This window comes from Pantoea stewartii (genome assembly GCF_011044475.1).
In the GTDB taxonomy this organism is placed as follows: Bacteria; Pseudomonadota; Gammaproteobacteria; order Enterobacterales; family Enterobacteriaceae; genus Pantoea; species Pantoea stewartii.
Window position 1 is genome coordinate 1,968,546 of record NZ_CP049115.1, and the last position, 27,000, is coordinate 1,995,545.

The window sequence follows — 27,000 nt, forward strand, 5'->3', positions numbered from 1 at the left end:
ACGATGTCACCCCGGAAACTCTAAATAATGCAGTCTGTTAGCGGCGTTATCACCTGAAAAAACGTAAATAAACGTCAGGATTAGCGCTTGCAAAATGGCCGCCAAAGGCATAAAAATACAGAAAATACGAATAAACATTCACTGAGGGTTAGCCGTGAAGGAACGTAGTACTGAACTGGTTCAGGGTTTTCGCCATACCGTTCCCTATATCAATGCGCATCGGGATAAGACATTTGTCATCATGCTTGGCGGTGAGGCCATTGAGCATGAAAATTTCTCAAGCATCGTCAACGATATTGGCCTGCTTCACAGCCTTGGCATTCGTTTAGTCGTCGTGTACGGCGCACGTCCGCAGATTGATGCCAGCCTCGCCGCAAACCAGCTGGAACCGGTTTACCACAAATATACCCGCGTGACCGACGCGCAGTCACTGGAGCTGGTAAAGCAGGCCGCAGGCCGTCTTCAGTTGGATATTACCGCCCGCCTTTCCATGAGCCTGAACAACACTCCGTTACAGGGCGCGCATATCAACGTGGTGAGCGGCAACTTTATCATTGCCCAGCCGCTCGGCGTGGATGATGGCGTCGATTACTGTCACAGCGGTCGCATTCGTCGTATTGATGAAGAGGCTATTCACCGCCAGCTCGACAACGATGCTATTGTGCTGCTGGGTCCGGTGGCCGTGTCAGTGACCGGTGAAAGTTTTAACCTGACTTCTGAAGAAGTGGCCACGCAGCTGGCAATTAAGCTTAAAGCAGAAAAAATGATTGGCTTCTGCTCGGAACAGGGCGTAATCGATCGTGAAGGCAACATTGTCTCGGAGTTATTTCCCAATGACGCTCAGGCACGCATTGATGAAATGGAACGCGATGGCGATTTTCTGTCTGGCACGGTGCGCTTTCTGCGTGGCGCCGTTAAAGCCTGTCGCAGCGGCGTCCGTCGCAGCCATCTGATCAGCTATCAGGAAGACGGCGCCCTGTTACAGGAACTCTTCTCGCGCGACGGCATTGGTACGCAGATTGTCATGGAGTCCGCCGAGCAGATTCGTCGGGCCACGATCAACGACATCGGTGGCATTCTGGAGCTGATTCGTCCGCTGGAGCAGCAAGGGATTCTGGTACGCCGTTCACGCGAACAGCTGGAAATGGAGATCGACAAATTCACCATCATTCAGCGGGATAACCTGACCATCGCCTGCGCCGCGCTCTATCCGTTTATGGATGAAAAGATTGGCGAAATGGCGTGCGTTGCGGTCCATCCGGATTACCGCAGCTCCTCACGCGGAGAGCTGCTGCTGCAACGCGTTGCACTTCAGGCGAAGCAGATGGGGCTGGAAAAACTGTTTGTGTTAACCACACGCAGTATCCACTGGTTCCAGGAGCGCGGCTTCACGCCGGTGGATATCGAGTCGCTGCCGGAGAGTAAGAAAGAGATGTACAACTACCAGCGCCGTTCCAAGGTGCTGATGGCCGATTTAACCTGATGGCAGCCGGGCGGCCATCCTGCCGCCCGACCTGCTATCCCTGCGTTTCCGCCCCCAGCCTTTCCACCAGGCCACTTCGCCGCTGCGTCTGCAACTGGACTGCCCGTTCGAATATCGCGCGATCGCTGTAAAGGGTCAGTTGTTTGCGTGCGCGGGTAATGGCCGTGTAAACCAGCTCACGGGTCAGGACCGGCAAAAACTGCGTCGGCATGACCAGCGCGGTATGATCAAACTCTGAACCCTGCGACTTGTGCACCGTCATCACCCATGCCGTTTCATGAGACGGCAAACGGCTGGGCTGAATCGCTTTCACGCTGCCGTCTGGCAACGGAAAAAACACCCTGAGTTGCCCTTCAGCATCACGCAACGTAATGCCGATATCGCCGTTAAACAGCCCCAGGGCACTGTCGTTGCGGGTGATCATCACCGGACGTCCCGGATACCAGCGGCTGCCCAGTGCAGGACGCCGGATGCGCTGCAGCTGCATCAGACGCTGTTCGATGCGCTGATTTAATCCGTGCACACCGAATGGCCCTTCACGCAGGGCACACAGAAGCTGATAACGGCTAAATGCCGCAATGGCCTGTTCTGGCGCAGCCTGACGCTGAACGGCATCCAGATAGTCCTGATAGCCCTGCGCCACCTCGTTCAGCATGGTCTGATATGCCTCACCGTCATTCAGCGGCTGAAAAGACAGGTCAGCATGTCCGGCGGCGAACACCTTACTCATCTGGCGCGCATCGCCCTGGTTGACGGTGCGGGCAAGCTGGCCAATACCGGACTTTTCGTCAAAGCGGTAACTCTGGCGGAGCAGACAAATGCTGTCGCGAACGGCAGGCGCGGTATCGTCATCGCTGCCCGTAAGCGCACATTCGGTAAGCGTCACCAGTTGTGCGGCGCGCGCCGGACTGAAGCCGGTTTCGCTGCAACGACAAATGTCCCCCAACACCGCTCCGGCTTCAACCGAAGCCAGCTGATCGCGATCGCCCAGAAACACCACTCTGGCGTGAGGCGGCAAGGCGGAAATCAGTTTTGCCATCATCGTCAGATCAACCATCGACGCTTCATCAACCACCAGCACATCCAGGTGTAACGGGTTACCCGCATGGTAGCGCATGCGCTGCGAGTCAGGCTGTGCGCCAAGCAGGCGATGCAGCGTGGTCGCTTCAGCAGGAAAACGCGCACGCTCGTCATCGTCCACCGCCAGTCCCTGCAGGGCTTTTCCCAGGGATTCGGTCAGACGGGCTGCCGCTTTCCCTGTCGGTGCCGCCAGCTGTATGCGCAGAGGTTCGGGATTCAGGCGAATCAGCGCCGCCAGCAATTTCGCCACCGTCGTGGTTTTGCCGGTACCGGGTCCGCCTGAAATAACGGCGGTTTTACGGGTCAGTGCCACCGCAGCAGCAATTTTTTGCCAGTCGTCAGGTTGACGGCCAAATAACGTCTGCAGAACATCTCGTGCCTGTTGCGAATCAAACGTCCCGCTATCCGGCTGCAATGAGAAAAACCGGGCAACCTGGCCTTCACTTTGCCAGAGCCGGTGCAGGTATAAACGCTGGTGACTCAGCACCAGGGGCGTGACAACACGGCCATCGCTCACCGCTGACCAACTGGACAACTGTGCATGCCGCTCTGCTTCATCGGGCGCGCCTGCGGCCTGCCACAATGCCTGCGCCAGTGCGGGCTGACGACCGGAGAACAGTCCAGCCTCATTCAGGTTAGCCAGCGGCAGGCAGACATGTCCTTCGCCCGCGTCGGCACTCACACAGGCCGCTGCCAGCAACCGAAAGGGTTGCGTCTCATCTGCAATCAGGCGGGCAAACTGAATATCCAGAGGACGCAGTAAACGCTTTTCGACTGCCTGAAGCAGCAAGGCGTTTATATCACTCATAAGCTCTCCTCTGTATGACCAAACAATGCATCCAGTTCCTCAATAAAGGCGGGATCGGGACGAGTGGTAAAGATGCCGTTATCGGCAGAGGTGCCATCCACCCCGCGCAGGAATACATAAAAGACGCCGCCAAAATGCTGTTGGTAATCATAGCCCGCCAGGCGGTGCTGCAGATACCGGTGCAGCGCCAGTGTGTACAGCTGATATTGCAGGTCATAGCGATGGTCGATCATGGCCTGCGCCATCGCCTCCTGCGTATACGCGGTATGGCTGTCACCCAGCCAGTTCGATTTGTAATCCAGCAGATAATATTTTCCCTGCCAGCGAAATACCAAATCAATAAAGCCTTTTAACATGCCTCTCACCTGACGGAAATCCAGCGCGGCAGCGCGCTGCGACAGTGGATCGTACCGGCGCATCAGCGCATCCAGATCGGCAGCCGTCAGCAGGCGGTTGATCGGCAGGTAAAACTCCATCTCAATCAGCCGATCAGCGCTGCGGATGCAGTCCAGGGTTAAGCCGTCTTTGTTGAGCGGCGTGGTCAGTACGCGGGCGATCCACTGCTGAATCACGGGCAGCCAGTTCAGGGAATAGCCCTGTTGCTGAAGCTGATCCTCCAGCCAGAATGCGTCCGGCGGCTCAGTGAAATCCATGGCCTCAAACAGTCCGTGCAGAAACGTGCCGGGAGCCGCACCGCGGGGGAAGTGGTGCGGCGTTAACAAGGGCTCTTCATCCTCAGCCGCCTCACCAGCAGCATCAATATCGAATTTCGGCAAAGCATCCAGCAGGGGGGAACTGCCGTGCTGTTGTAATCCGGAATAACTGGTGACGCGCCAGCTGTCCGCCAGCGCTCGGGTCATTTCCCGACTGCTCAGCGCGTTCTCGCGGTGTTCGCTGTCCTGCCACTTCGCGCCGGGCTGCAGCTCGCTCCGTATCATCTCAATCCCTTCGCCTGCGAGCGCCTCAAGATGGTGACTGAGCACGGCGGCATCGCCGCTCTCACCGCGCTGTACCAGGTAGCCCAGCGCGCTCTTATGCAGATCGCTGTCGCCCTCTTTTTTACGCGCGCCTTTGATTAGGGGCGCAATACCCACGCTGCAGTGGTAAACCGAGCGCGTCAGCGCGACATAGAGCAGCCGTAAATCCTCGGCCAGTCGCTCCTCTTCCGCCAGCGTCAGGCTCTGTGCATCGCCCTGCACGTCGAGCATGGCAGCAAAACTTTCACGGTCGTGATACAGGGCGCTGGCCGCTTCGCGAAATCCGGCCGCAAACGGCAGCCAGACCAGCGGATACTGCAGGCCTTTGGATTTGTGAATCGTGACGATCTGCACCAGATGGCGATCGCTTTCCAGACGCAGCTGCTGACTGGCGGCCTGGCTGTCAGGGCGGGCAATTTGCTGTGCCAGGAAACGCACCAGTGCATGCGTGCTGTCGAGCTGCGTTGCCGCTTCCTGCAGTAATTCGCCCAGATGCATCAGATCGGTTAAGCGCCGCTCGCCATTTTCGGAAGCCAGCATATTTTCCGCCAGTTGCCGTTTAATCATTACATCGCGCAACATGGGCAGTACGCCACGTTGCTGCCAGATCTGCTGCCAGCTGACAAACTGCTCTACCAGCGCATCCCACTCACGTTCGTTTTGCGCCAGCGCATCAAGTTGGGCGGCATCGATAGCAAAGATGGACGTGGCCAGCGCGCTACGCAGCAGTCGCTCCTGTTCAGGTGACTGCACCGCCTGCAACAGCCATAACAGCTCGCGCGCTTCAGGCGTGGTATAAACGCTGTCACGGCTGGACAGGTAGACCGACGGAATGGCCAGCTTATTCAGCGCGTCACGAATCAGACTGGCTTCATTGCGGCTACGCACCAGTACGGTGATATCCGAGGCCTTAACCGGCTGCAGTGCATCGCCTTTCCCTAACCGCGCCTTGCCCTGCTGACCGGCCGCCAGCCAGCGGCTGATATCGGCCGCACACTGCTGGGCCATAAATTGTTGGTAATCACTTACTCCAACACCTTCGCCCGGCTGGAGCCAGAAGCGCAAGGCTGGCTGGGGCTGATCATGGTAAACCAGCGTTAACGCCTGATTCGGGGCGGCCGGGCTGACCGGAAGAAACGGAATGGAAGAAAATAAAAAGGGTGCGTCAACCTGTGAAAACAGGCGGTTGACGCTGTTCACCATCGCGGGCGATGAGCGCCAGTTCGTCTCCAGCGTATAGTGAGCACTAACTTCACTACGGGCGCGTAAGTAGGTAAAAATATCTGCGCCGCGAAACGCATAGATCGCCTGCTTGGGATCGCCAATGAGCAGCAACGCCACATCCGGCTGTTGAATATACAGCGTACGGAAGATTCGGTACTGTTGCGGGTCGGTATCCTGAAACTCGTCAATCAGGGCCACCGGGAAACGGCCACGAATAGTTTCGGCCAGCAGCGCCCCGCCCGGCTGCTGAAGCGCTTCATCCAGACGACTTAACAGATCGTCAAATCCCAGCAAGGCACGCTGCCGTTTTTCCCGCTGCACCGTTTCTTTCACCTCGCTCAGCGCCTGCCAGATGATGATATCGCGGAGCGTCAGCGGTTCGGCAAGAAAGCCATCGACGGCATCGAACAGCGCATGTTGCGGTGCCTCGCCCTTTTTGGTTTTTTCGTGCAGCACCTGCTGGCCAAAGCGTTCAAGCTCTTTAGGAAACTGGTAATCCAGCGTATCGCTCTGTGCCCACTGAGTCACTTTCGCCACCCAGTTAGGTAAGTGCTTACTGCTGTAGCTGCGTTTGTCGACGCCGGAAGCCGCGATCATCCCTTCGATATCGGCACAGACAGTCTGCCACTGCTGCTTGAGGGCCTGGATGCGTTGCAGGTTAGCGGTATGACGTGATGCCAGCGTTTCGTCTGCGCGAGGCGGCCGCTTCAGCCTGGGGGATTCCCCCTGCAGCCAGGGCCGTAACGTCGTCAACAAACTGTCCGGGCCGCTCCACTCCGCCGCGATCACCCGGGCCACATCCAGTGACAGGGGATAACACTGGCGACGCCAGAAATCCGCCGCGGCCTGGCGGAGTAACGTTTGTTCGTTTTCGATGAGTTCCTGCTCGAACAACATGCCTGACTCAAAGGCATTCAGGTTGAGCATGCGCTGGCAAAAACCATGAATGGTAAAAATCGCCGCTTCATCCATTTGCCGCTCAGCCGCCAGCAGCAGCGAGGCCGCCTGGGGCAAATCCGCTATCTGTTCAATCAGCTGTTGGTGCATGGTGTTATGGCTTTTACCCCGCACGCAGGCGAGCCGAAGCTGATGAATATTGTCACGAATACGGCCGCGCAGCTCCGCCGTGGCGGCTTCTGTAAAAGTCACCACCAGGATCTCTTCGACTGACAGCGGCCTGCGCCAGGCGTTCTCGCCCCCCAGCCCTAATAACAAACGCAGGTAGAGCAGACCAATCGTAAAGGTTTTACCGGTGCCCGCTGAGGCTTCAATTAACCGCTCGCCGTTGAGGGGCAGCGTTAGGGGGTTTAACGGTTCAGGTCTGGACGCCGTCATGGTGTTTCACTCTTGACCGGCAGAGACTGCTGTAATTTGGCGATTTCTGGCCAGGTCCGCCAGCCCGGTAACGGTGCGAACGCGATGTTATGCTCACCGCTACCGGCGATTTGAGAGGTCATTGCCATGCCTTTTTTCTGCATGACGGCCTGGTGAAAGAAGTCCGCCAGTCCGGCAGGGGTAAGCTGTTGAACCTGCTCCATCAACTTTTGTCGGGTATCAAAATCGTAATTCTGCCGATCAAAATCGCGGCTGTAACGATCGGCCTCTTCATTCAGCGTTTGTGGACGCTGTTTCAAATCGTTGATCATGGCCTGCTGATACTGTACAAAATCGGCCTGACTCATCGAGCGCAGGCGGTGTTCCGCCTGGGGATAAAACGCCTGATAGCGCTGCATCAGATAAGCGGGTGGCTTACTGTTACTTTGCAGCAGAAAGCCAATCCCCCACTGACGCCCTACCGGCATCCTGAACGCAAACACGGCATAACCTAACTGCTCCTCGGTACGCAGTTGGTTATAGAACCACGGCTGGACAATCTGACTGAGCATCGCGCTGTTGGCCATACTCTGGTATTCGTCATAACCCAGGGGAATATAGAGCGCCGCCAGCGCAGAGTCCGTACTGCTGCCGTGCTGCTCCAGATTCGCCTTAAGCGGCTTTTCGACACTGAGGTAATTGCTGTGCCAGTAGTGCGTACCGTCGCACTGCATCTGCTGTTTCAGCTCGCGTCCCAGTTGCGTCACACTGTCAGCACTCAGGTTACCGATCACCATCATTTCTGGCGTGGCATTTTTAATTAAGGCATCGCGATAGGCCACGACATCCTTCAGTGTAATCCCCTTGACCAGCTTACGGCGCGTGTCTCGCTGCGTGTAAGGCAGTTGGGATAAGAGCTGCATAGGCTGGATCGCCTGCTCGAAGGCTTTTCCTTTCTCTGCAGCATCCAGACGCTCCAGATACCAGGATTTGGCCTGTTGTAGCTGTGCCTCGCTGGGCTGAAAAGTGCTGTAGCGATTAACTAACTGCTTAAGCAGGTCAGGCAGGCGTTGTGTGAAGCCGCTGGCATTAAAGACCAGACCATCGTTTTCGCTGGTTGAAAAACTGATGCCGCCAATAGACGCCTGGGAACTCAGTTCATCCAGCGCCAGGCTTGCCAGATAATCATTCAGGCCGAACAGTACCTGCTGACGCGCATCACTGATCGCCTGCTGATTTCGCAGCGCGACGGTGATGCTGGCCTTTGGCTCGCTGGCATAGAACTGGCTTGGCATCCAGTAAATACGCATCCCGAAATCATTGTCGAGCTTAACCGGATGACGGTAGGTTTTGTCTGTCGACACCAGGGTAAACGCATCGGGAATGTAGGGATTTAAGCGCGGCATGGCGAGCTGAATCGCCTGGCCACGCTGTTGCCATTGCGTCAACGTCTGGGCCGTTATCTTATCAACCTGATAAGGCGCATTCACAAAATAGGCCAGCTTGTTATGCGGTTCCTGCGGGCTGATGTACCAGATTCGCGCCTGCGCTGGCGTCATGCTTTCCAGACGAGCATTGATAGCCGCGGGATCGTAGCGATCGGCCAGATAAGGCGCATCCAGCGTGTGCTCAACCGGAACACGCAGCATCGTATCCGCCAGCCACTCAATATAGTCCATGTCGCGGGTGATTGACGGATAACGGAAGTCCAGCGCCAGCACATGCGAAACTTCATCGAAATAGCGTTGGTCGATACCGTTTTTGCGCAGCATCGCGAGGTAGCTAAAAACAGCCGCGACGACCTCATCACGTTGTGCCAGACCTTTGTCCGTTAATGACACGCTGATGGAGAACACGCCGCTGGTGCGCTCGGTCACCGGATCGGCTCCCGCGCTGACGCCGTCGGCCAGGCCCTGTTTTTGCAGCCAGTCGGCCAGCGTATTGGGGCTCCGGTTACCAATGACATAGCTGATAAGCGTGTCCGTTTTGCTGCGAAAGCGGTCGCTGTTATTCGGAATACGGAACTCGATTTTTAACTGCTTACGCGGCTGCGCCGGCACATAGTGAATAATGATGCCCTGCTGGGCTTCCGTGACGACCGGCTCGGTAATCGCGGGAACGCTGGCATTGTGGTTAGCCACGCGCCCAAACGTATTCACGGCGATGGTCGCCATCTCTGCCAGCGGTTTATTACTGTAGATCACCGCCTTCATCAGATTGGCTGAATAGTGCGTGTGGTAAAAGTCCAGCAGCGCCTGATGCAGATTACTGCCGGGCTTATCGCGCAGGGTATCCAGATTGCCGCCGTAAAAATGCGCGGCCGGGTGCGCCGGGTTAATCGTCTCAGCCCCGACCTGTCCCATGCGCAAACCGTCACGGGACCGTGCCATGGTCAACTCCGCATTGACCGCATGGCGTTCCCGATCGGCATTGACCGGATCCAGTAAGGGTTCAGCAATCGCGTCGGCCAGACGATCGACGGCAGGCTCAAGCGCATCGTTTTCGACTTCGAGGTAATAAGCCGTGCGATAGGAGGCGGTGCTGGCATTATGGCTGCCACCGTGTTTCTTGAGAAAATCGGCAAGGCTGTCAGGCTGTGGGTAACGCGTTGAGCCCATCAGCACCATATGTTCAAGGTAGTGCGCCAGGCCGGGCTGCTGCGCGGGATCATCCAGTGAGCCAATGGGCAATGTCAGCGCAGCAAGGGATTTCGGCGCCTGAGTATCTGAAACCAACAGCACCGTCATGCCATTATTCAGCGTGATGGCCTGATACTGACGCGGATCCTGTTCGCTTTTCCCGATGGGCGTGTTGACAGGCTGCCAGCCCGCGCCGGTTTCGGCTTGTACCGCCAGCGCCAGTAAGCCCAGCAGAATGGCGGCGATCAAGCGTGCATGTGTGCGCATGTAAAACCTCTTACGTTACCCAAAAGCCGCGTTGCGAGCGCATTAACGGCTGAAAGTACAACAAACTTTTTGATGTTTTCATTACCCGGCAGCGGTCGCTTACCGGTCGTCCTGATGCGCCTGGAGTACCGGTAAATACCAGCATTCAGCCGCGTCGGTTATCTGCTGTATCCGGGGTTCATCCAGTGCCCTGCATAACCGTTGCAGGTAGGGATCGCTTCCCTCACCTTCCTGTTGGTAACCGCCGACCCAGGCGGCAAGCAGAGCGTTACGGGCTTTGAGCTGTGTCGCCTCATCTGTCATAAACTGATGATTTTTCTTGTCAAAACACGCATTAAGCCAGGCACCACCGCTTTTGGTCAGCAACATCAAAGGCTCGCGCATGCCCTGCAGATAGCCTTGCATATAGCGCGCCAGCGCATCAGTCGCCTCATCCGGCGGCACGGCAGGGAAGCACCAGTAGCTGTGCTGTCGGCCAAACATCCGACTTTTACCGTCGCCACCCAGTGCACAATAAACTAAATGTTCCAGCCACAGTAATAAACCGTCATTGATATTCAGCACACCCGGTCGCCAACGCAGCAGGCCATCGCTCTGCACCTGGGTTAACCAGCCGGTTAATGTGACGCCCGCCAGTGCCAGATTGATCTCCCGACTTTCACCCTCACTGCGCTGAGTGATCACCTCTGCGGCCACCTCCTGCATCTCTTCGCGCTGAGCCTGCCAGAACAGCTCGCCAAACGCCCCATAAGGTAAATTGCCGGCGGCGCGGTGATGGGCATAAAGGCGATCGGTGTCCTCTCCTGTTACCAGCGCATTCAGTAGCTGCGCATTGATTTGATAGCGCTCCAGGCTGTCCAGAGCAAAGGGTTCACTGTCGGGCAGTTCATTTTCTTCAAGCCAGAAATTGACCCCCAGGCGCTGCTGAAACCAGGCCCGAACCGGATGACGCCAGAAGCGCAGAAACTGTTCGAAGGCTAATGTCTCTACAGGCGGTGTGCTCAGCGGCTGAACAAAATCAGGCTGGGGCTGACCGGTGCCCTGCGCGGCAGGCAGCCATTCACGAGCAAAGCTGTGTGCCGCTGACGCAGGCTGGAAGTTTTCCGGCGCAAACGGCATCCGGCTGTGTAAATGTTCCAGGTGTGCCCGTACCCGCTGTGCGCTGTCATCCAGTTCCCTGTCCTCGTCGCCAGGCAGGTAAAAACTTTGCCCGATATACTCCAGCAATTCGGTGACCAGCACCGAAGGGTAACGTTCGGTATTGTCCTGAATAGCGCGGCCAATATAGCTGATATAGAGCTGTTGCTGAGCGGAAATCAGGGCTTCCAGAAACAGATAGCGGTCGTCATCACGACGGCTACGGTCACCTTTGCGCGACTGCTGCTGCATCAGGTCAAACCCCAGCGGCGCTAAGGTGCGCGGATAAACGCCGTCGTTCATCCCCAGTAAGCACACCACGCTGAAGGGAATCGAGCGCATCGGCATCAGGGTACAAAAATTGATTTGCCCGGCCAGAAAGCGTTGACTGATACGCTGCTGATCCAGCCGCCCACGCAGATCGTCGCGCAGGAGCACGACCGGAATCGCCTCATTGAAACGCGCGTCCATACCGTACTCAATCAGCGTTTTCCACTGCTCTTCCACCAGCAGCAATGCCGCTTCTGTTTCGGTATCCGGTGTAAAAAAGGCATTCAGCAGTTCGCGACACAGCGGCAGCCAGGCCTCCAGCGGGCGCGGCTCCGATAAGACCTGTCGCCAGTGATTAAGCCGGGACAGCAGTTCGGCCAGATGGCCCGCCAGTTCGGCGACCAGCCCACTTGATTCGTCATAAGGCAGAATACCTTGCCAGTCGCCATGCTGGCTTTCCATTGCATATCCCAGCAGCATACGTTGCAAGCCAAAGCGCCAGGTATGCTGACCGGTGACCGGCAGAGCCAGCGCTTCCACACTGGCATCATCCAGCCCCCAGCGCACGCCTGATTCGCTGACCCAGCGACGCAACAGACGCAGGCCGCTTTCGTCAATCGAGAAATGATTCGCTAAGGCCGGGACATCCAGCAGCGCCAGCACATCTTCAGAGACAAACCGGCTGTCCGGCAGTGACAGTAATTGCAGAAACGCGACGATAGCAGGATGCGCCTGACTGGCACGACGGTCAGAAATGGCAAACGGCAGATAGCGTTCTGCCGGGGCGTTTGCAAACACGGCCTGAATAAACGGCGCGTAAGCGTCAATATCGGCCACCATGACGATAATATCCCGCGCTTTCAGCTCAGGATCGGCTTCCATCAATGCCAGAAGATGATCCTGTAGCACTTCAACTTCGCGCTGCGCACTGTGGCAAACCTGGATGGCAACAGAGCGATCCTGCGGGTCCAGCCGCCGTTTCTGCCCACTGTAAGCCAGTTCATCCGCCGTCAGGCCAATGATTGCCCTGTCCTGCAGATTAAGAAGATCGTGCTGCATGCAGTGCAGCAGGTTGTCTTCTTCGACGTCAACAAACGCATCGATTTCACTGTTCAGCTCCATCTGGCTGAGCAGGAAGAGGTTATCGCGGCCTAACTTGCCCCAGGAGGCCAGCAGCGGGTTAGTCAGATGTTGTTCCCCTTGCTCACTAAACAGGGCTGGCGCGCGCGCCACATCACTGAATAAACCGCGATATTCTTCCCGGTCATGACGCCGCCGCTGGCGGCTTTGTAGCTTCGCCAGAAACGCATAGTCCTGAATATCGCCCCAGTAATCACGGCAGGGATTGGTAAACAGCAGATAGATATCAACGTGCCGCCCCAGCGCCTGCAACGCCTGTAAATAGACCGGCGGCAGCGCTGAAATACCACAGATAAACACCCGCTGCGGCAGGTTATCAGGTCGGGTTTGTGCCTGCTCAAGCGTGGTAATAAAGCGCGCATAGAGGTTGGCACGATGCCATTTGGGCTGGCCCAGCGCGTCGGTATAATCGACTAAATCACGCCACAACGCGGCCTGCCACACCTGCGCCTCTCCCAGGCCCTCGATCTGTTGACCGCGTTCCCAGCTGTTAAGCCAGTCCGCGCGGTAAACCAGATACTGGTCAAACAGGTCGGCAATGCGGGCACTGAGCTGAAAAAGTTTGCGCCTGTCTCCGTCGTCACTCAGATAATGGCGCAGTGAGGCAAACTCGTCCTGCAGCAGCAACGTGGGTAAACGATGCATCAGTTTCCAGCTCATGCTGGCTTTGCTGAAGGCGCTCTCCGGCGGAATGTCTGGCAGGACGCGCACAAACATTTCCCAGATAAAGCTGGCCGGGAGCGGGAATTCGATATTTGCCGCAATGCCAAAGGTGCGCGCCAGTTCCATCTGCAACCACTGCGCCATCCCCGGGCTTTGCACCAGCACCATTTCTGACGCAAAGGGATCGTCAAGCGGATCCAGTTTAATCACTCTCGCTGCCAGGCTTTTGAGCAGATCAAGCTGATTAGAGTGATAAACGTGAAACATGCAAACTCCTGTGGAAACACTAAACGGCATGGTGATGGCAGACGGTACTCACTCTACCGCGTATCGCATTTGAAGCCTACCGTGAAAACCCATTCTCATCCGCTCAGCAGTGTAATCGCGTCAGGCTGGCCTGACGTTGATGCGGACCGCTCACCGTAACCGTTTCCAGCGTGCAGCCGCCCGACCCCGTTTTTTTATCTGACCGCGTTTGCCAGCCCGCCACCTCGCGCCCCAACAACCGCTGTTCCGCCACACGCCAGGCTTCACGCTGCTGCCATTGCTGACTAAAGCCGAGCGTTAACACCCGGTGGTACTGTAATAAGGCGCTGGTGCTGACGGCCATCAGTAACAGGGCAAACAAGGCTTCCGGCAGGCTGAATCCTGCCGACTCACAGGCACTGCTCCGGCGCGGATTGCGGGCAATAATCAATCCAGCCCTGTGGCAAGGGACTGATTTTGCTGCCCTCCAGCCTGACCCAGTGCCATAACGCCTTATCACCTTTTTGCGTTTCACCTTTAAGCAATCCTTTCTCATCGTCCACGCGATGCAGGCACGCCTGCCAGCCATACTGCGGCTCGCGCTGGCAGGTGGCAGGTGATTGCGCTGGCCACGTTAATGTCAGTCCCCATTGCAGTGCCGACTGGGCCTGCCAAAACCCCTGAATAGCGTGTTGCTCATCGGCGACGATAAACATTCCCTGCGCCAGCATCTCGCGGCTGGCCTGAAGCGTGATGCCGCCTGTCAGCAGGATGACGAGTACCATCCCCAGCGCACTGTTGCCCTCGGCGTTCACAGATTCATTCCTTCGACCCGGCTTTCCAGCGTTTCGGTTCGGTTCCCGCTTCGCCCCTGCAGTACAACGGTGACCAGCCGGCCTTCACGGCGCACGTCGAATGCCTCAATCGAAAGGAAAGCCGGATCGGAAAGCCGTTCCCATCCACTGCCGTTGCAGTTATCCACACCACGCTGCATCTCCAGTTGGTGTTGTCGCAGCCGGTAACCGTAGTAATCGCTCTCACTGTGCGTAACCCCTTCCCACTGACCGTTGCTGTTCTCGTCAAACCGGATCAGCACACAGCCTTCGGCTGTCATCAGGCCACCCGTTCCGCACGCCCCGTGGCAATAACCCGCCCGCCGGATCGCTTTTTCCAGCGTGGACAGCATTTGCTGTAACTCCTGACGCAGTTGAACCTGTTGTTGCAGCCTGAGGTTTTCGGCCAACAGTCGCGGCATAAAGCGTCCTGCACTGACCATCAGCACCGCACTGATCGCCATGGCGATGAGCATTTCCAGCAGACTAAACCCGGCCATTTTCATTCGCAGTCCGCATCGTCAATACGGCAAAGACGAATTCGCGCCCGTGCAGAAATAATCACCCGTATTTTTCCGGCGCGATTGCGCAGCTCAATGCTGCCCGCTTTGGCCACGTTGCGGCGTCCGTAAAAACCCGGCTCGCCACGCAGGGCGTGAAGTGTGATGTCCGCATACGGCGCGATAAAGTGCAGGCGGCTTGCCGTACTGCAGCCATTCTGTGGCGGTGCTGCCACGCCGATACACCAGGGCTGTGTGGGGCGGTGCCACAGCACCAGGTCCCGGTTTTGCGCATTGGCCTGAGCACGGACGCGTAACAGAAAGTGTTGCAGTTGCAGCGCCGTATCGCGAAGCTGTTGACGCTGCTGCCAGCGCTGCCAGCCTTGCGTGGCAAAGGCGCTGAGTATGCCAGCGATTACCATCACCAGCAGCAGCTCCGCCAGCGTAAACCCTTTTGACTGTGATCTTTTCATGGCGGCAGAGTGCCGCAGCAGCGAGCGCTTCAGCAAGCCCGAAAGCCACCGGTTGGAAGCAAAGCTACAGAATTTTTCCTCTGGATAAAGACATGATCAGTGCAAGTGTGCACCGCGCCGCAACATCGCTGTAAAAAAAAACGCCCCGGCATGCTGTGGCAAGACCGGGGCGGATGCTGGCGGCGGGTGTTCAGACCGCAACCGGCGCTTTGATGGCGGGATGCGGATCGTAACCTTCAATCTCAAAATCATCGAAGCGATAGTCAAACAGCGAGGCAGGCTTGCGTTTAATCACCAGCTTCGGTAACGGACGCGGTTCGCGCGTCAGTTGCAGGCGCGCCTGCTCCAGGTGGTTGCTGTAAAGGTGCGTATCGCCGCCGGTCCAGACAAAGTCACCGACCTTCAGATCGCACTGTTGCGCGACCATATGCACCAGCAGCGCATAGCTGGCGATGTTAAACGGCAGCCCCAGGAAAATGTCGCAGGAACGCTGGTAAAGCTGACAGGAGAGCCTGCCATCCGCGACGTAGAACTGGAAAAAGGCATGGCACGGAGCCAGCGCCATTTCATCCAGTTCGCCCACGTTCCACGCCGAGACAATGATGCGGCGGGAATCCGGATCGCGCTTGATCTGTTCAATCACTTTGGTGATCTGATCAATCTCTTCGCCACGGGCGGTGCCCCAGCTACGCCACTGTTTGCCGTATACCGGTCCCAGATTGCCCTGCTCATCTGCCCACTCATCCCAGATAGAGACATTGTTTTCTTTCAGGTAACCAATGTTGGTGTCCCCTTGCAGAAACCACAGCAGCTCATGAATGATGGAGCGAACATGGCACTTTTTAGTCGTGACCAGGGGAAAGCCATCCTGCAGATTAAAACGCATCTGGTGACCAAAAATTGAAAGCGTGCCTGTACCGGTACGGTCAGATTTTGGTGTGCCTTCGTTCAGCACGTAGCGCATTAAGTCCAGATACTGTTTCATTTTTCCTCGTGAAGTTGTTGCTGCGGACGTCGACGGTACGCCCAAATCATCATAATCACACCGGCGATGATCATCGGCAGAGACAGTATTTGTCCCATGCTCAGGCCGCCGGTGAGCAAACCCAGTTGCGCGTCGGGCTGACGGAAGAACTCAACAATAAAGCGGAAGCAACCGTAGCCGATCAGGAACAGGCCGGACACGCTGCCCATCGGGCGGGGTTTGCGAATAAACAGGTTCAGGATAATGAACAACACAATGCCTTCAAGGAACAGTTCATAGAGCTGTGAAGGATGGCGCGGCAGGACGCCATAGGTGTTCAGCAGTGCCTGATATTGTGGATTGTTAGCCGCCAGCGCGATATCTTCGCTGCGCGAGCCGGGGAACAGCATGGCGAAACGGAAATTGGGATCGACACGGCCCCACAGTTCACCATTGATAAAGTTGCCCAGACGACCGGCGCCGAGGCCGAACGGAATCAGAGGGGCAATAAAATCAGCAACCTGGAAGAAATGACGTTTGGTACGGCGCGCAAAAATCAGCATCACCAGGATGACGCCAATCAGACCGCCGTGGAACGACATGCCGCCATCCCAGACTTTGAACAGGTAAAGCGGATTTTCCAGGAACAGCGGCAGGTTATAAAACAGCACGTAACCGATGCGTCCGCCCAGGAAAACCCCCAGGAAGCCGGCATACAACAGGTTTTCGACTTCCTCTTTTTTCCAGCCGCTGCCGGGTTTGTTCGCGCGGCGCACCGCCAGCCACATGGCGAACACAAATCCCACCAGATACATCAACCCGTACCAGTGAAGCGAAAGCGGTCCGATTGAGAAAATCACCGGATCAAACTGTGGAAATGCGATGTAGCCGTTATTCATCATTCACCGTTTTTTTTCTGCCCTGAAAGGGGACGTGATGCACATAAATTAAGGCTGTGCATCATAGCACAGCCAGTTTTTTGCGTAGTCGCAGAAATGTAACCTGGGTTAACGCCCGCCGCGGATCAGACCGCCCAGACCACGCTGTTCCATAAACGCCGACATCATCTGGCGTACCTCCGTCGCTGACGAGGCTTTAAGCGCCTGGGTGCTGAGCTTCTGCGTTTCTTCGTAATCCAGATGACGCAGCAGGTATTTAACACGCGAGACGTTTTTCCCGTTCATACTGAGGTGGTGATATCCCATTCCCACCAACAGCGCCACGCAGGTCGGATCGCCCGCCATTTCACCACACAAACACAATTCCAGATTCGCCAAATGGGCTTCAACAGAAATGGCCTGCAGTGCGCGCAACATGGCCGGATGGAGGGAATCGTACAGATTCGCCACGCGCGTATTGTTACGATCGACCGCCAGCAAATACTGGGTCAGATCGTTGGTGCCTACCGAGATAAAATCAACACGCGAGGCCAGATGCGGGATCATAAACAGCATGGAGGGCACTTCAATCATGATGCCGATGCGCGGCTTCGGAATCGCATAGCCAAGCATCTCTTCCACTTCTGCCCCGGCACGCTGAATCAGCCGTTTGGCCTCGTCGATCTCATCAATGTGGCTGATCATCGGCAGTAAGATGCTCAGGTTGCCGGAGGCGGCATTCGCACGCAGCATCGCGCGCACCTGCACCAGAAAAATTTCCGGTTGATCGAGCGTCAATCGAATCCCGCGCCAGCCCAGACACGGGTTCTCCTCGCTAATCGGCATGTAAGGCAGTTGTTTATCGGCCCCGATATCCAGCGTACGCAGCGTAACGGGCTTGTCGTGAAAGAGCTGTAACATGCCCTGATACTGTGCCACCTGCTCTTCTTCTGACGGGAATCCGCTTTGCAGCATAAACGGGATTTCCGTGCGGTAAAGACCGATGCCGTCAACCCAACTGCCCTGCGTTTGCTCATGCTCCGGGCTCAGTCCCGCATTAAGCATCACCTGTATGCGCTGACCGCTTCTCAGTTCTGCCGGTCTGTCTACACCGCCTTCAGCCATCTTGCTGAGGGCATTTTCTTCATTGATTAACCGCTGGTACTCCTGCACGATCACCGGTTCAGGGTCGATCAGCAGTTCACCACGATAGCCATCGACAATCAGCAGGCGCTTATTGAGCTGGCCGGGCTGAATGTCTGCGCCCATCACCGTGGGGATCCCCATGGCGCGGGTCAGGATCGCGGCGTGCGAATTCGCGGCGCCGTCACGCACCACAATACCGGCCAGGCGATCATGCGGGATCTCGGCGAGCGTTGTCGCTGTCAGCTCATCGGCTACCAATACAAAGCGTTCGGGCCAGGCGTTGACGCCCACCAGGGAATCATCAAGGTGGAACAGCAACCGCTGTCCAAGCACCCGCAGATCGCCCGCGCGCTCTTTCAGATAGCTATCCGTCAGGCTGGCAAACTGCGCGGCAAACTTTTCAATCACGGTTTTGACTGCCCACTCGGCCACGGATCCGCGTTCGATCTCGTCGAAGAGATCTTTTTTCAGGCGGGCATCCGTTAACAGGTGCGAGTAGAGATCGAAGATTGCCGCGCTTTCTTTCTGCGCGCTGGCAGAAAAGCGTTTACTGAAGCGACGAAACTCACTGGCGGCTTCGCTCATCGCCAGTGACAAGCGCTCACGTTCGCGCAGTGGATCCAGCGTGGAGGCCGCGGAGACCTGATCGAGCAGGGGTTGAGTTTCATCCACCCAGCCCGGCGCAACCGCCACACCCGGTGCGGCCGCGATGGCGCGAACACGGGCCTGGCGATACTGACCAAACAGCTGGCTCAGCTGCGATTGTGACAGCAGGGCCGCTAGCTGGGTGGCGAGCGTAACCAGAAAAGACTCTTCGCTTTCGTCGAACTGGCGATGCTCGCGCTGCTGCACCACCAGCACACCCAGAAGCTGGCGGCGACTGATGATGGGCACACCAAGGAAAGAGCGATAGCGTTCTTCCTTAACGGAGGGGATGTATTTAAAGCTCGGATGGCTCTGCGCATCAGCCAGGTTGATAGGCTCGGCCAGGCGACCGACCAGGCCCACAATCCCTTCATCAAACGCCAGTTTCACCGTCAGGCCACGCGGTTTTTTCAGACCGCGCGTCGCCATCAGGTAATAACAGCGATGATCGTGATCGGCCAGATAAACGGAACAGACTTCCGTTTCCATAGCCAGACAGATCTCATTAACCAGGATGTCGAGTGCTTCGTTCAGACGGGGCGCACTCGCCACCTTTTCAACAATTTCTCGCAACTGAGTGAGCATAAAGGGCGTGGCCTATCCTCTTTTACGTCGATGGGCAGGATGATTTCGCTGCACCGCACTCTCCTGCATGGACATGACAACGCCTGCAAACTCCTTCATCACCCGACGGTACACATCGCGTTTAAAAGAGACAACCTGACGTACCGGATACCAAAAGCTCACCCAGCGCCAGCCGTCGAATTCCGGCGTGCTACTGTGTTGCACATTAATATCTGCATCACTGCACATCAACTGCAGAAGAAACCACTTTTGTTTCTGACCAATACAAACCGGTTTTGTGTCCCAACGCACCAAACGTTTTGGCAATTTGTAGCGCAACCAGTTACGGGTAGATGCAAGTATTCGGACATCCTTTCTGTGTAACCCTACTTCTTCGAACAATTCGCGATACATCGCCTGTTCTGCGGTTTCACCGGGATTGATGCCTCCCTGAGGAAATTGCCAGGAGTGCTGTCCAAAGCGCCTGGCCCATAACACTTGTCCCTGCCTGTTACAAATTACGATACCAACATTCGGGCGGTAGCCATCATCATCGATCACTGGACTACCTCAAAAGCTAAATTTGAATGGTCTGATTGTTTCACACTCCTTACAGGCGGTAAACCACTGGATTCACGGGCAATGGGGACCGTAATCTCGGGATAACTCACAGAAGAATGCAAAGTTATAAACAAAGCACCGAGAAAATATCGATCTTATTCACGTTTTCTGTGGATAGCTTTGTGTAGAACACGGGAGTTAACTGAATAACCCGTTGGGAGGAATCTGAATACGCTTTACTGTCATTCTGAAATAGCTATTGAAATATAAGACTATTTCTCTGCTGAGGTTTGAATAAATTCGTCTGAGTGACATTGTATAATGTCCTGTCGCTGACAATTGGCTAAATATCCACCACCCGGCTTTTTATCCACAGATATCGGTTCAAGCTTGCAGCAAACCGGCTAATTTTTGCTAAAAAACAGCAAAGTCAAGGCTGTAAATCGAACCAGTAACCCGTCTGATGCCAGGTTATCCCATCTTTCTGTGGATAACTGGTCATAAGATCCTGTTCATTGTTGATAGCAAGTTGGGATAACCTGACCCGTCGTTAACAGCATGAAGCGGTGCATTCTTAAAAAAGCACTATGTTTCATGTTATTATGCGCACCTTACCCTGCTCATTCCTGTGGAAAACCTGACAGGCCGCAGGGCGCTTATTTTTTAACCACATCGGGTTACGCATATGATCACTCTTCCAGAGCCACCTGAAAACGAATCGGTACTGTTCGCGCGGGCGCAGGCACTGGCAGGTTTACCTTTACACTGTCTGGCAGAACAGGCCGGCATTCCAACGCCAGCCAATCTGAAGCGCGATAAAGGCTGGGTGGGCATGCTGCTGGAATGGCATTTGGGGGCCAGCGCAGGCAGTAAAGCCGAGCAGGATTTTGCGCATCTGGGCATTGAGTTGAAAACCATCCCTGTCGATCGTGAAGGCAAACCGCTGGAAACCACATTTGTCTGCGTTGCACCGCTGACCGGTAACAGCGGCGTGACATGGGAAAACAGTCATGTTCGCCATAAGCTGGCTCGCGTACTATGGATGCCGGTTGAGGGTGAGCGTGATATTCCCCCTGGCGAGCGCCGGGTAGGCGCACCCTTGCTGTGGAGCCCGACGGCACAAGAAGAAGACATGCTGCGTCAGGACTGGGAAGAACTTATGGATATGATTGTCCTGGGTCAGGTGGAACGTATTACTGCCCGTCATGGTGCCTGGCTGCAAATTCGTCCCAAAGCGGCTAACAGCCGGGCCCTGACCGAAGGGATCGGCGAACAGGGACAGCCCATTATGACGTTACCGCGCGGGTTTTATCTCAAGAAAAGCTTTACCGCCCCGCTGCTTGCCCGCCATTTTCTTCTCTGAATCCCCTTTCCCCAGGCCATGCACTATTTAAATGTGAGTTCGACAGATTAGGTGCGTATAATCTTCGTTTACTTTTCGTTTAGGATACGAGTGCAGGTATGTTCGAGTGGATTTCCGATCCTAACGCCTGGCTGGCGTTGGGCACCCTGACCATTCTGGAAGTGGTTCTGGGCATTGATAACATTATCTTTTTGTCATTAGTGGTGGCAAAACTGCCTAAACATCAGCAGGCCCGCGCACGGCGCATTGGTCTGATGGGCGCGATGCTGATGCGGCTGGGACTGCTGGCCTCGATTGCCTGGGTAGCAAAACTGACCAATCCCCTGTTTACCCTTATGGATCATCCGTTCTCCGCACGCGATCTTATTCTGCTGTTTGGTGGCTTATTTCTGCTCTGGAAATCCAGCATGGAAATCCATGAAACTATCGAAGGTGAGGAAACCGAACACAAATCCAATGTGCATTCGTTCCTGGGAGCGATTGTGCAGATTATGTTGCTCGACATTATTTTCAGCCTCGACTCGGTTATTACAGCCGTCGGCCTTTCAGACCATCTGTTTATTATGATGGCCGCCGTGGTGATTGCCGTCTTAATGATGATGTTTGCGGCACGCAGTATTGGCGAATTTGTTGACCGTCATCCGTCGGTCAAAATGCTGGCGCTTTCTTTCCTGATTTTGGTGGGTTTCACCCTCATTCTGGAGAGTTTCGGCGTGCATGTACCAAAAGGTTACATTTATTTTGCCATGTTCTTCTCGATGGCCGTTGAGTGCCTTAACCTGATGCGCAGTAAGAAAAAAGTCAGCTAGCGTTGTCAAGGGCGGCGGCCTGCCGCCCACCTATTTTCAGATTGATACGATTAACCCAATCGGTAAAAGGATTTATTACTACACTTTTTTACAGTGGACGCGTTGCGAGGATAAGCACAATGAAAGGGCTGAGTAAGATTATATTGGCGGCCGTTGCCGCAGTGACATTAGGTGGTTGTAGTTCTGATTATGTGATGGCGACAAAAGACGGTCGCATGATTATGACGGAAGGCAAACCGAGCATTGATAAGGAGACCGGACTGGTACAGTACACCGATCAGTCAGGCCATACGGTACAGATTAACAGTGATGAAGTATCAACCATCATTGAGCGTTAAATGCGAAACGAGCAGGCCTGTCGACCTTTCCCTCTCCGGCAGGCTGTTTCTCCTTGTTGTTTCCCTTTCTTAGCCGCTACGCCTCGCGCTATAGTCCCTTAAGACACAATATCCATCCTCAGAGAAAAGGAAGCCGGCAATGCATTATCACCGTATCCCCCATAGCACGCTGGAAGTGAGTCAGCTTGGATTGGGCACCATGACGTTTGGTGAGCAAAACAGCGAAGCCGACGCCCACGCGCAACTGGATCTTGCGATCAGTTCCGGCATCAACCTGATCGATACTGCCGAAATGTATCCGGTGCCGCCTCGCCCGGAAACCCAGGGCCTGACCGAAAAGTACATTGGCAGTTGGTTAAAAAAGACCGGCAGCCGCGATAAAATCATTCTCGCCAGTAAAGTCGCAGGGCCGACCCGCGGCAACGATGCCTCCATTCGCCCTAATATGGCGCTGGATCGTAAGAACATTCGCGAAGCGCTGGATGCCAGCCTGAAGCGCCTGAATACCGATTATATCGACCTGTACCAGCTGCACTGGCCGCAGCGCCAGACCAACTTCTTTGGCAAACTTGGCTATCAGTACAGCGCTTCCAGCGTCCCGGTGACCCTGCTGGAAACGCTGGAAGCGCTGGCAGAACAGGTGCGGGCCGGTAAAATTCGCTACATCGGCGTCTCTAATGAAACCCCCTGGGGCGTGATGCGTTACCTGCAACTGGCAGAAAAGCATGAGTTACCGCGCATTGTTTCTATTCAGAATCCCTACAGCCTGCTGAACCGCAGTTTTGAGGTGGGCCTGGCGGAAATCAGCCAGCATGAAGGCGTGGAACTGCTGGCCTATTCGTGCCTGGCTTTTGGTACGCTAAGTGGGAAATACCTGAACGGTGCACAGCCTGCTGGTGCACGTAATACCTTGTTTAGCCGGTTTACCCGCTACAGTGGCGAGCAGTCTCAGCTGGCAGTCGCAGAATATGTGGCGCTGGCAAACAAGCATCAGATCGATCCCTCGCAAATGGCCCTGGCGTTTGTTCGCCAGCAGCCGTTTGTTTCCAGCACGCTGCTGGGCGCCACCACGCTGGATCAGTTAAAGATCAATATCGACAGCGCCAACCTGACGCTCAGTAGTGAGATTCTGGAAGAGCTTGAGGCGATTCACCGCCGTTATACCTACCCAGCACCGTGATGCCATGTGCCAGCCGCAAGTGCGGCTGGCAGTTCTGACTGACAGCCTGCGTTAACCCAATTCCAGAGCCAGCAGATCCTCGATACGCTGCGCGCGACGAATCTCGCGTGGCGTGCCGTTTTCAAACAGGATTTCCGGAATCAGCGGTCGACTGTTGTAGTTAGAGGACATGGACGCACCGTACGCCCCGGTATCGTGGAACACCAGATAGTCGCCGACTTTCGCGTCGGGAATCGCCCGGGTTTCCACTTTGCCCCCTTCAAGCTGAGTAAACACATCGCCGGACTCGCAAAGTGGCCCCGCGACAACGCTTTCACGCGTGTCCTGTTCATCAATCTGTCGGTTGTCGCCAGCCATCAGGGAGATATGGTGATAGCTGCCGTACATCGATGGTCGCATGAGATCGCTGAATCCGGCATCCACCAGCACAAAGTGACGGCTGCCCATCTCTTTAACGGCCCTCACTTGCGACACCAGCACGCCTGACTCCGCCACCAGGAAACGGCCCGGTTCAATTTCCAGCTTCACGGCGTGACCCAGATGTGAGGCAATACGCTGGCGCGCGGCGTCCCACAGGCCAAAATAGTGTTCGGTATCGATCGCTTCCTCCCCATAGTGATAGGGAATGGATAAACCGCCGCCCGCAGAAATCGCCTCCAGATCCTGACCGAACGCCACCACCAGATCGACCATGGCATCGCAGACCTGCTGCAGGTGCGCATAGTCCACGCCCGAGCCGATATGCATGTGAATGCCGATCAGGCGCAATCCATATTGCTCAATCGCCGCCTGAGCAGCAGGCAAATCACTCGGCCAGATGCCGTGTTTACTGTTTTCACCGCCGGTATTGGTTTTCTGGCTGTGGCCATGACCAAATCCCGGATTGATACGCAGCCAGACCGCGTGCCCTGGCGAAACCGCACCCAGCTGATGCAGCATATCGACCGAACCGGCATTCACCGGCACCTTTAGTTCTGCAACTCTGGCGAGTGTAGGTTCATCCAGCACGTCAGCCGTAAACACGATGTCGTCACCGCCGGGCGTAAAACCAGCCACGAGGGCGCGCTCAATTTCGCCCAGCGAAACGGAATCCACTTTAACCCCGGCCGATTTCATAAGGCGCAGGATGTGCGTATTTGAACAGGCTTTTTGAGCAAAGCGCACCACATCAAAAGCGTGAAGCTGTGCAATACGCTGCTGAATCACCTGCGCATCATAAGCCCAGAACGGGCCAGAATACTGGCGGGCAAGCGGCAGCAGATGATCAACGTTGAGGGCGGTTTCTGTGGTGTTTAACGGACGCGGCATAGCATGTCTCCTGTGGCAATCCTCCTATTAAGCCAGATTCGTGCCATGCCGAAAAATATCTGTTTTAATAGCATCTATGCATAAATGATATGGGATATCCCATGGCCACGATTAACTGGCGCCACATCGAGATCTTTCATGCCGTGATGACCAGCGGCAACCTCACCCAGGCCGCCACGCTGCTGCAAACCTCACAGCCCACGGTCAGCCGTGAACTGGCGCGGCTTGAACGGCAGTTGAGTCTGCAACTGTTTGAGCGCGTGCGTGGCCGTCTGCAACCGACGGTGCAGGGACTACGCCTGTTTGAAGAGGTGCAGCGCTCGTGGTATGGGCTGGACCGCATTATGGATGCGGCAGAAGGTTTGCGGCAGTTTCGTCAGGGCGAGCTGTCGATTGCCTGTCTGCCGGCCTTCTCACAGTCGTTGCTGCCGCCCATTTGTCAGACGTTTTTACAACGCTATCCCGACGTCAGCCTGAACATCATTCCGCAGGATTCACCGCTGCTGGAAGAGTGGCTGTCGGCGCAGCGCTATGATTTGGGCCTGACAGAAACGCTGCACGCACCTGCCGGTACCGATCGCCAGGCTTTACTGACCTGCGATGAAGTCTGTGTCTTACCGAAACAGCATCCTCTGGCGCAGCGCAACTTACTTACGCCGCAGGATTTTGCGGGTGAGAACTATGTCAGCCTGTCACGTACGGACAGCTATCGGCAGTTACTGGATGCACTGTTTCATGAGCAAGGCGTGACGCGCAGGATGGTGATGGAAACCCATAGCGCAGCCTCGGTGTGCGCGATGGTGCAGGCTGGCGTGGGTATTTCTGTCGTTAATCCGCTGACAGCACTCGATTATGCTGACAGCGGGATCGTCATGCGTCCGTTTAGCGTGGCGGTGCCCTTTACCGTCAGTCTGGTCCGGCCGCGCCACCGGCCGGCTTCAGCACTGGTTGACGCGTTTGCGGCGCACCTTCAACATCAGATTGCCCGTTTTCCGGCGCTGATTGCGGCCAGGCTGGTTTAGGCGTGAACGCTGGCCGCCGCGCCGCCTGATTTACGGAAGGTGATCACGCAGACGATCAGCCCCACCGCCGCCAGCGCGGCCGCGGCAACCGGCACGCTGGTCAGCCCATAGCCCCGGGCGATAACCGCTCCGCCTACCCAGGCACCCAGTGCATTCCCGACATTAAAGGCCGAAATGTTCAGGGTCGACACCAGATTTGGTGCCTCCTTACCGTGGCGCACGACATTTATCTGCAAGCCGGGTACCGTAGCGAAGGTAGCCATCGCCCAAAGGAACAAGGTGATTTCCGCCAGCCACAGCGCATGGCTGGTCCAGCTAAACAGTAGTGAGAACAGCGCGATCAGCAGGAAACTGCCTGTCAGGCTGAGCGCCACATTGCGGTCGGCCAGTTTGCCGCCCAAAATATTGCCTGCCGTCAGCCCCGCCCCAATCAGGAACAGAGTCCAGCTCACGCCATGATCGCTGATGCCGGTGACCTGCAACAGCAACGGCGCAATATAGCTGAACAGCGTAAACATGGCGGCAGCAAAACAGACCGTCATCAGTAACGACAGCCACAGTTTACCGTTTGCCAGCGCGCTGATTTCGCTGGCCAGATTGACGGGCTTCTCGTTTTTATTTCCCGGCAGGCTGGTGATCAACGCAATAAAGGCCAGCACACCAATTACCGCAACGCCCCAGAAGGTGGCACGCCAGCCAAACAGCTGACCAAACCAGGTCCCCAATGGCACGCCTAATACGTTGGCTAACGTCAGGCCGGTAAACATCAGCGCCACGGCGGACGCCTGGCGATCGGCAGCCACCAGACTGGCAGCCACCACAGCGCCAATGCCAAAAAACGCACCGTGACAGAGGGCGGTAATCACCCGCGCCAGCATCAGAAGGTTGTAGCTGTACGCCAGCGCGCACAACAGGTTACCGATGATGAAGATGGCCATTAACAGAATCAGCGTTTTCTTGCGTGGCAGTTTCGCGGTCAACAGTGCCATGACCGGCGCGCCAATGGCCACGCCCAGGGCATAGCCGCTGATGAGCCAGCCCGCTGACGGAATGGTCACCTGTAAATCGTTTGCCACTTCCGGCAGTAACCCCATAATAACGAACTCAGTGGTTCCGATTGCGAACGCACTCAGCGCCAATGCCAGTAATGCCACAGGCATAACACTCT

20 protein-coding genes are annotated in these 27,000 nt (G+C 56.0%); 6 read left to right on the forward strand and 14 right to left on the reverse strand.

Translation table 11 applies throughout. The features are described 5' to 3' along the window. Window positions 1-154: 154 nt before the first annotated feature. Window positions 155-1,483 carry an amino-acid N-acetyltransferase gene (gene argA / locus G5574_RS09315; protein ID WP_006120790.1) on the forward strand — a complete coding sequence of 443 codons (1,329 nt, stop codon included), beginning with the start codon at window positions 155-157 and terminating at the stop codon, window positions 1,481-1,483. A gap of 34 nt (window positions 1,484-1,517) precedes the next feature. Here argA and recD read toward each other — a convergent pair whose 3' ends face one another. The 12 genes from recD to rppH all read right to left on the reverse strand — a co-directional run bounded on the left by recD (window position 1,518) and on the right by rppH (window position 19,812). Further along, entirely contained in the window at window positions 1,518-3,371 is a 1,854-nt protein-coding gene (gene recD, locus G5574_RS09320; protein ID WP_164482534.1) for an exodeoxyribonuclease V subunit alpha, read from the reverse strand. Further along, entirely contained in the window at window positions 3,368-6,907 is a 3,540-nt protein-coding gene (gene recB / locus G5574_RS09325) for an exodeoxyribonuclease V subunit beta (RefSeq protein ID WP_164482535.1), read from the reverse strand. The genes recD and recB overlap by 4 nt, the downstream gene beginning before the upstream one ends. Further along, on the reverse strand, window positions 6,904-9,792 hold the full coding sequence (gene ptrA, locus G5574_RS09330) for a pitrilysin (protein WP_039338410.1): 2,889 nt from the start codon (window positions 9,790-9,792) through the stop codon (window positions 6,904-6,906). The genes recB and ptrA overlap by 4 nt, the downstream gene beginning before the upstream one ends. 99 nt (window positions 9,793-9,891) lie before the next feature. Next, window positions 9,892-13,269 (reverse strand): exodeoxyribonuclease V subunit gamma, encoded by a 3,378-nt coding sequence (recC, locus tag G5574_RS09335; RefSeq protein ID WP_054687109.1) that lies wholly within the window; start codon window positions 13,267-13,269, stop codon window positions 9,892-9,894. A 103-nt stretch (window positions 13,270-13,372) separates the two neighbouring features. Beyond that, a complete protein-coding gene (locus tag G5574_RS09340) occupies window positions 13,373-13,699 on the reverse strand; it encodes a prepilin-type N-terminal cleavage/methylation domain-containing protein (RefSeq protein WP_174250597.1) in 327 nt (108 codons plus the stop codon). Beyond that, window positions 13,659-14,063 (reverse strand): DUF2509 family protein, encoded by a 405-nt coding sequence (locus G5574_RS09345; protein WP_164482536.1) that lies wholly within the window; start codon window positions 14,061-14,063, stop codon window positions 13,659-13,661. The genes G5574_RS09340 and G5574_RS09345 overlap by 41 nt, the downstream gene beginning before the upstream one ends. Beyond that, window positions 14,060-14,587: a prepilin peptidase-dependent protein gene (locus G5574_RS09350; RefSeq protein ID WP_174250598.1), complete on the reverse strand. Its 528-nt coding sequence runs from the start codon at window positions 14,585-14,587 to the stop codon at window positions 14,060-14,062. The genes G5574_RS09345 and G5574_RS09350 overlap by 4 nt, the downstream gene beginning before the upstream one ends. After that, the gene (locus G5574_RS09355; protein WP_033739681.1) at window positions 14,584-15,054 is read right to left on the reverse strand and encodes a prepilin peptidase-dependent protein; all 471 of its coding nucleotides are present in this window, start codon (window positions 15,052-15,054) and stop codon (window positions 14,584-14,586) included. Before G5574_RS09355 ends, G5574_RS09350 begins: the two co-directional genes overlap by 4 nt. A gap of 190 nt (window positions 15,055-15,244) precedes the next feature. Then, window positions 15,245-16,039 carry a thymidylate synthase gene (gene thyA, locus G5574_RS09360; protein WP_164482537.1) on the reverse strand — a complete coding sequence of 265 codons (795 nt, stop codon included), beginning with the start codon at window positions 16,037-16,039 and terminating at the stop codon, window positions 15,245-15,247. Next, a complete protein-coding gene (gene lgt / locus G5574_RS09365; RefSeq protein WP_033739682.1) occupies window positions 16,036-16,917 on the reverse strand; it encodes a prolipoprotein diacylglyceryl transferase in 882 nt (293 codons plus the stop codon). Before lgt ends, thyA begins: the two co-directional genes overlap by 4 nt. 108 nt (window positions 16,918-17,025) lie before the next feature. Next, window positions 17,026-19,272, reverse strand: a complete 2,247-nt coding sequence (gene ptsP, locus G5574_RS09370; RefSeq protein WP_006120799.1) for a phosphoenolpyruvate--protein phosphotransferase — start codon at window positions 19,270-19,272, stop codon at window positions 17,026-17,028. Between the two features lie 12 nt (window positions 19,273-19,284). Continuing rightward, window positions 19,285-19,812: an RNA pyrophosphohydrolase gene (rppH, locus tag G5574_RS09375; RefSeq protein ID WP_006120800.1), complete on the reverse strand. Its 528-nt coding sequence runs from the start codon at window positions 19,810-19,812 to the stop codon at window positions 19,285-19,287. A gap of 685 nt (window positions 19,813-20,497) precedes the next feature. Between rppH and mutH the strand changes: the two genes are divergently transcribed. The 4 genes from mutH (at window position 20,498) to G5574_RS09395 (ending at window position 23,502) form a co-directional block, all read left to right on the forward strand. Beyond that, complete coding sequence (gene mutH / locus G5574_RS09380; RefSeq protein WP_006120801.1) at window positions 20,498-21,175, forward strand: DNA mismatch repair endonuclease MutH; 678 nt, start codon at window positions 20,498-20,500, stop codon at window positions 21,173-21,175. 98 nt (window positions 21,176-21,273) lie between these two features. Then, window positions 21,274-21,984: a TerC family protein gene (locus G5574_RS09385; RefSeq protein WP_006120802.1), complete on the forward strand. Its 711-nt coding sequence runs from the start codon at window positions 21,274-21,276 to the stop codon at window positions 21,982-21,984. Window positions 21,985-22,103: 119 nt separating this feature from the next. Next, on the forward strand, window positions 22,104-22,322 hold the full coding sequence (locus G5574_RS09390) for a YgdI/YgdR family lipoprotein (protein WP_006120803.1): 219 nt from the start codon (window positions 22,104-22,106) through the stop codon (window positions 22,320-22,322). 139 nt (window positions 22,323-22,461) lie between these two features. Then, window positions 22,462-23,502, forward strand: coding sequence for an NADP(H)-dependent aldo-keto reductase (locus G5574_RS09395; protein WP_006120804.1), 1,041 nt, complete (start codon window positions 22,462-22,464; stop codon window positions 23,500-23,502). Between the two features lie 51 nt (window positions 23,503-23,553). Here G5574_RS09395 and lysA read toward each other — a convergent pair whose 3' ends face one another. Then, window positions 23,554-24,810, reverse strand: coding sequence for a diaminopimelate decarboxylase (gene lysA, locus G5574_RS09400; RefSeq protein WP_039338421.1), 1,257 nt, complete (start codon window positions 24,808-24,810; stop codon window positions 23,554-23,556). A gap of 101 nt (window positions 24,811-24,911) precedes the next feature. On the opposite strand from lysA, the gene G5574_RS09405 reads away from it, so the two are divergent. Next, a complete protein-coding gene (locus G5574_RS09405; protein ID WP_006120806.1) occupies window positions 24,912-25,832 on the forward strand; it encodes a LysR family transcriptional regulator in 921 nt (306 codons plus the stop codon). On the opposite strand, the gene G5574_RS09410 is transcribed toward G5574_RS09405, so the two are convergent. Continuing rightward, on the reverse strand, window positions 25,829-26,992 hold the full coding sequence (locus tag G5574_RS09410; protein ID WP_006120807.1) for an MFS transporter: 1,164 nt from the start codon (window positions 26,990-26,992) through the stop codon (window positions 25,829-25,831). The two genes, G5574_RS09405 and G5574_RS09410, sit on opposite strands and share 4 nt — an antisense overlap. Between the last annotated feature and the right edge of the window lie 8 nt (window positions 26,993-27,000).

What these genes read in the sequence shown, in the direction of transcription:
- recD (WP_164482534.1), bottom strand. Translation starts at nt 3,371, where the DNA reads ATGAGTGATATAAACGCCTTGCTGCTTCAGGCAGTCGAAAAGCGTTTA.
- recB (WP_164482535.1), bottom strand. Translation starts at nt 6,907, where the DNA reads ATGACGGCGTCCAGACCTGAACCGTTAAACCCCCTAACGCTGCCCCTC.
- ptrA (WP_039338410.1), bottom strand. Translation starts at nt 9,792, where the DNA reads ATGCGCACACATGCACGCTTGATCGCCGCCATTCTGCTGGGCTTACTG.
- recC (WP_054687109.1), bottom strand. Translation starts at nt 13,269, where the DNA reads ATGTTTCACGTTTATCACTCTAATCAGCTTGATCTGCTCAAAAGCCTG.
- G5574_RS09350 (WP_174250598.1), bottom strand. Translation starts at nt 14,587, where the DNA reads ATGAAAATGGCCGGGTTTAGTCTGCTGGAAATGCTCATCGCCATGGCG.
- G5574_RS09355 (WP_033739681.1), bottom strand. Translation starts at nt 15,054, where the DNA reads ATGAAAAGATCACAGTCAAAAGGGTTTACGCTGGCGGAGCTGCTGCTG.
- thyA (WP_164482537.1), bottom strand. Translation starts at nt 16,039, where the DNA reads ATGAAACAGTATCTGGACTTAATGCGCTACGTGCTGAACGAAGGCACA.
- lgt (WP_033739682.1), bottom strand. Translation starts at nt 16,917, where the DNA reads ATGAATAACGGCTACATCGCATTTCCACAGTTTGATCCGGTGATTTTC.
- ptsP (WP_006120799.1), bottom strand. Translation starts at nt 19,272, where the DNA reads ATGCTCACTCAGTTGCGAGAAATTGTTGAAAAGGTGGCGAGTGCGCCC.
- mutH (WP_006120801.1), top strand. Translation starts at nt 20,498, where the DNA reads ATGATCACTCTTCCAGAGCCACCTGAAAACGAATCGGTACTGTTCGCG.
- G5574_RS09385 (WP_006120802.1), top strand. Translation starts at nt 21,274, where the DNA reads ATGTTCGAGTGGATTTCCGATCCTAACGCCTGGCTGGCGTTGGGCACC.
- G5574_RS09390 (WP_006120803.1), top strand. Translation starts at nt 22,104, where the DNA reads ATGAAAGGGCTGAGTAAGATTATATTGGCGGCCGTTGCCGCAGTGACA.
- G5574_RS09395 (WP_006120804.1), top strand. Translation starts at nt 22,462, where the DNA reads ATGCATTATCACCGTATCCCCCATAGCACGCTGGAAGTGAGTCAGCTT.
- lysA (WP_039338421.1), bottom strand. Translation starts at nt 24,810, where the DNA reads ATGCCGCGTCCGTTAAACACCACAGAAACCGCCCTCAACGTTGATCAT.
- G5574_RS09405 (WP_006120806.1), top strand. Translation starts at nt 24,912, where the DNA reads ATGGCCACGATTAACTGGCGCCACATCGAGATCTTTCATGCCGTGATG.
- G5574_RS09410 (WP_006120807.1), bottom strand. Translation starts at nt 26,992, where the DNA reads ATGCCTGTGGCATTACTGGCATTGGCGCTGAGTGCGTTCGCAATCGGA.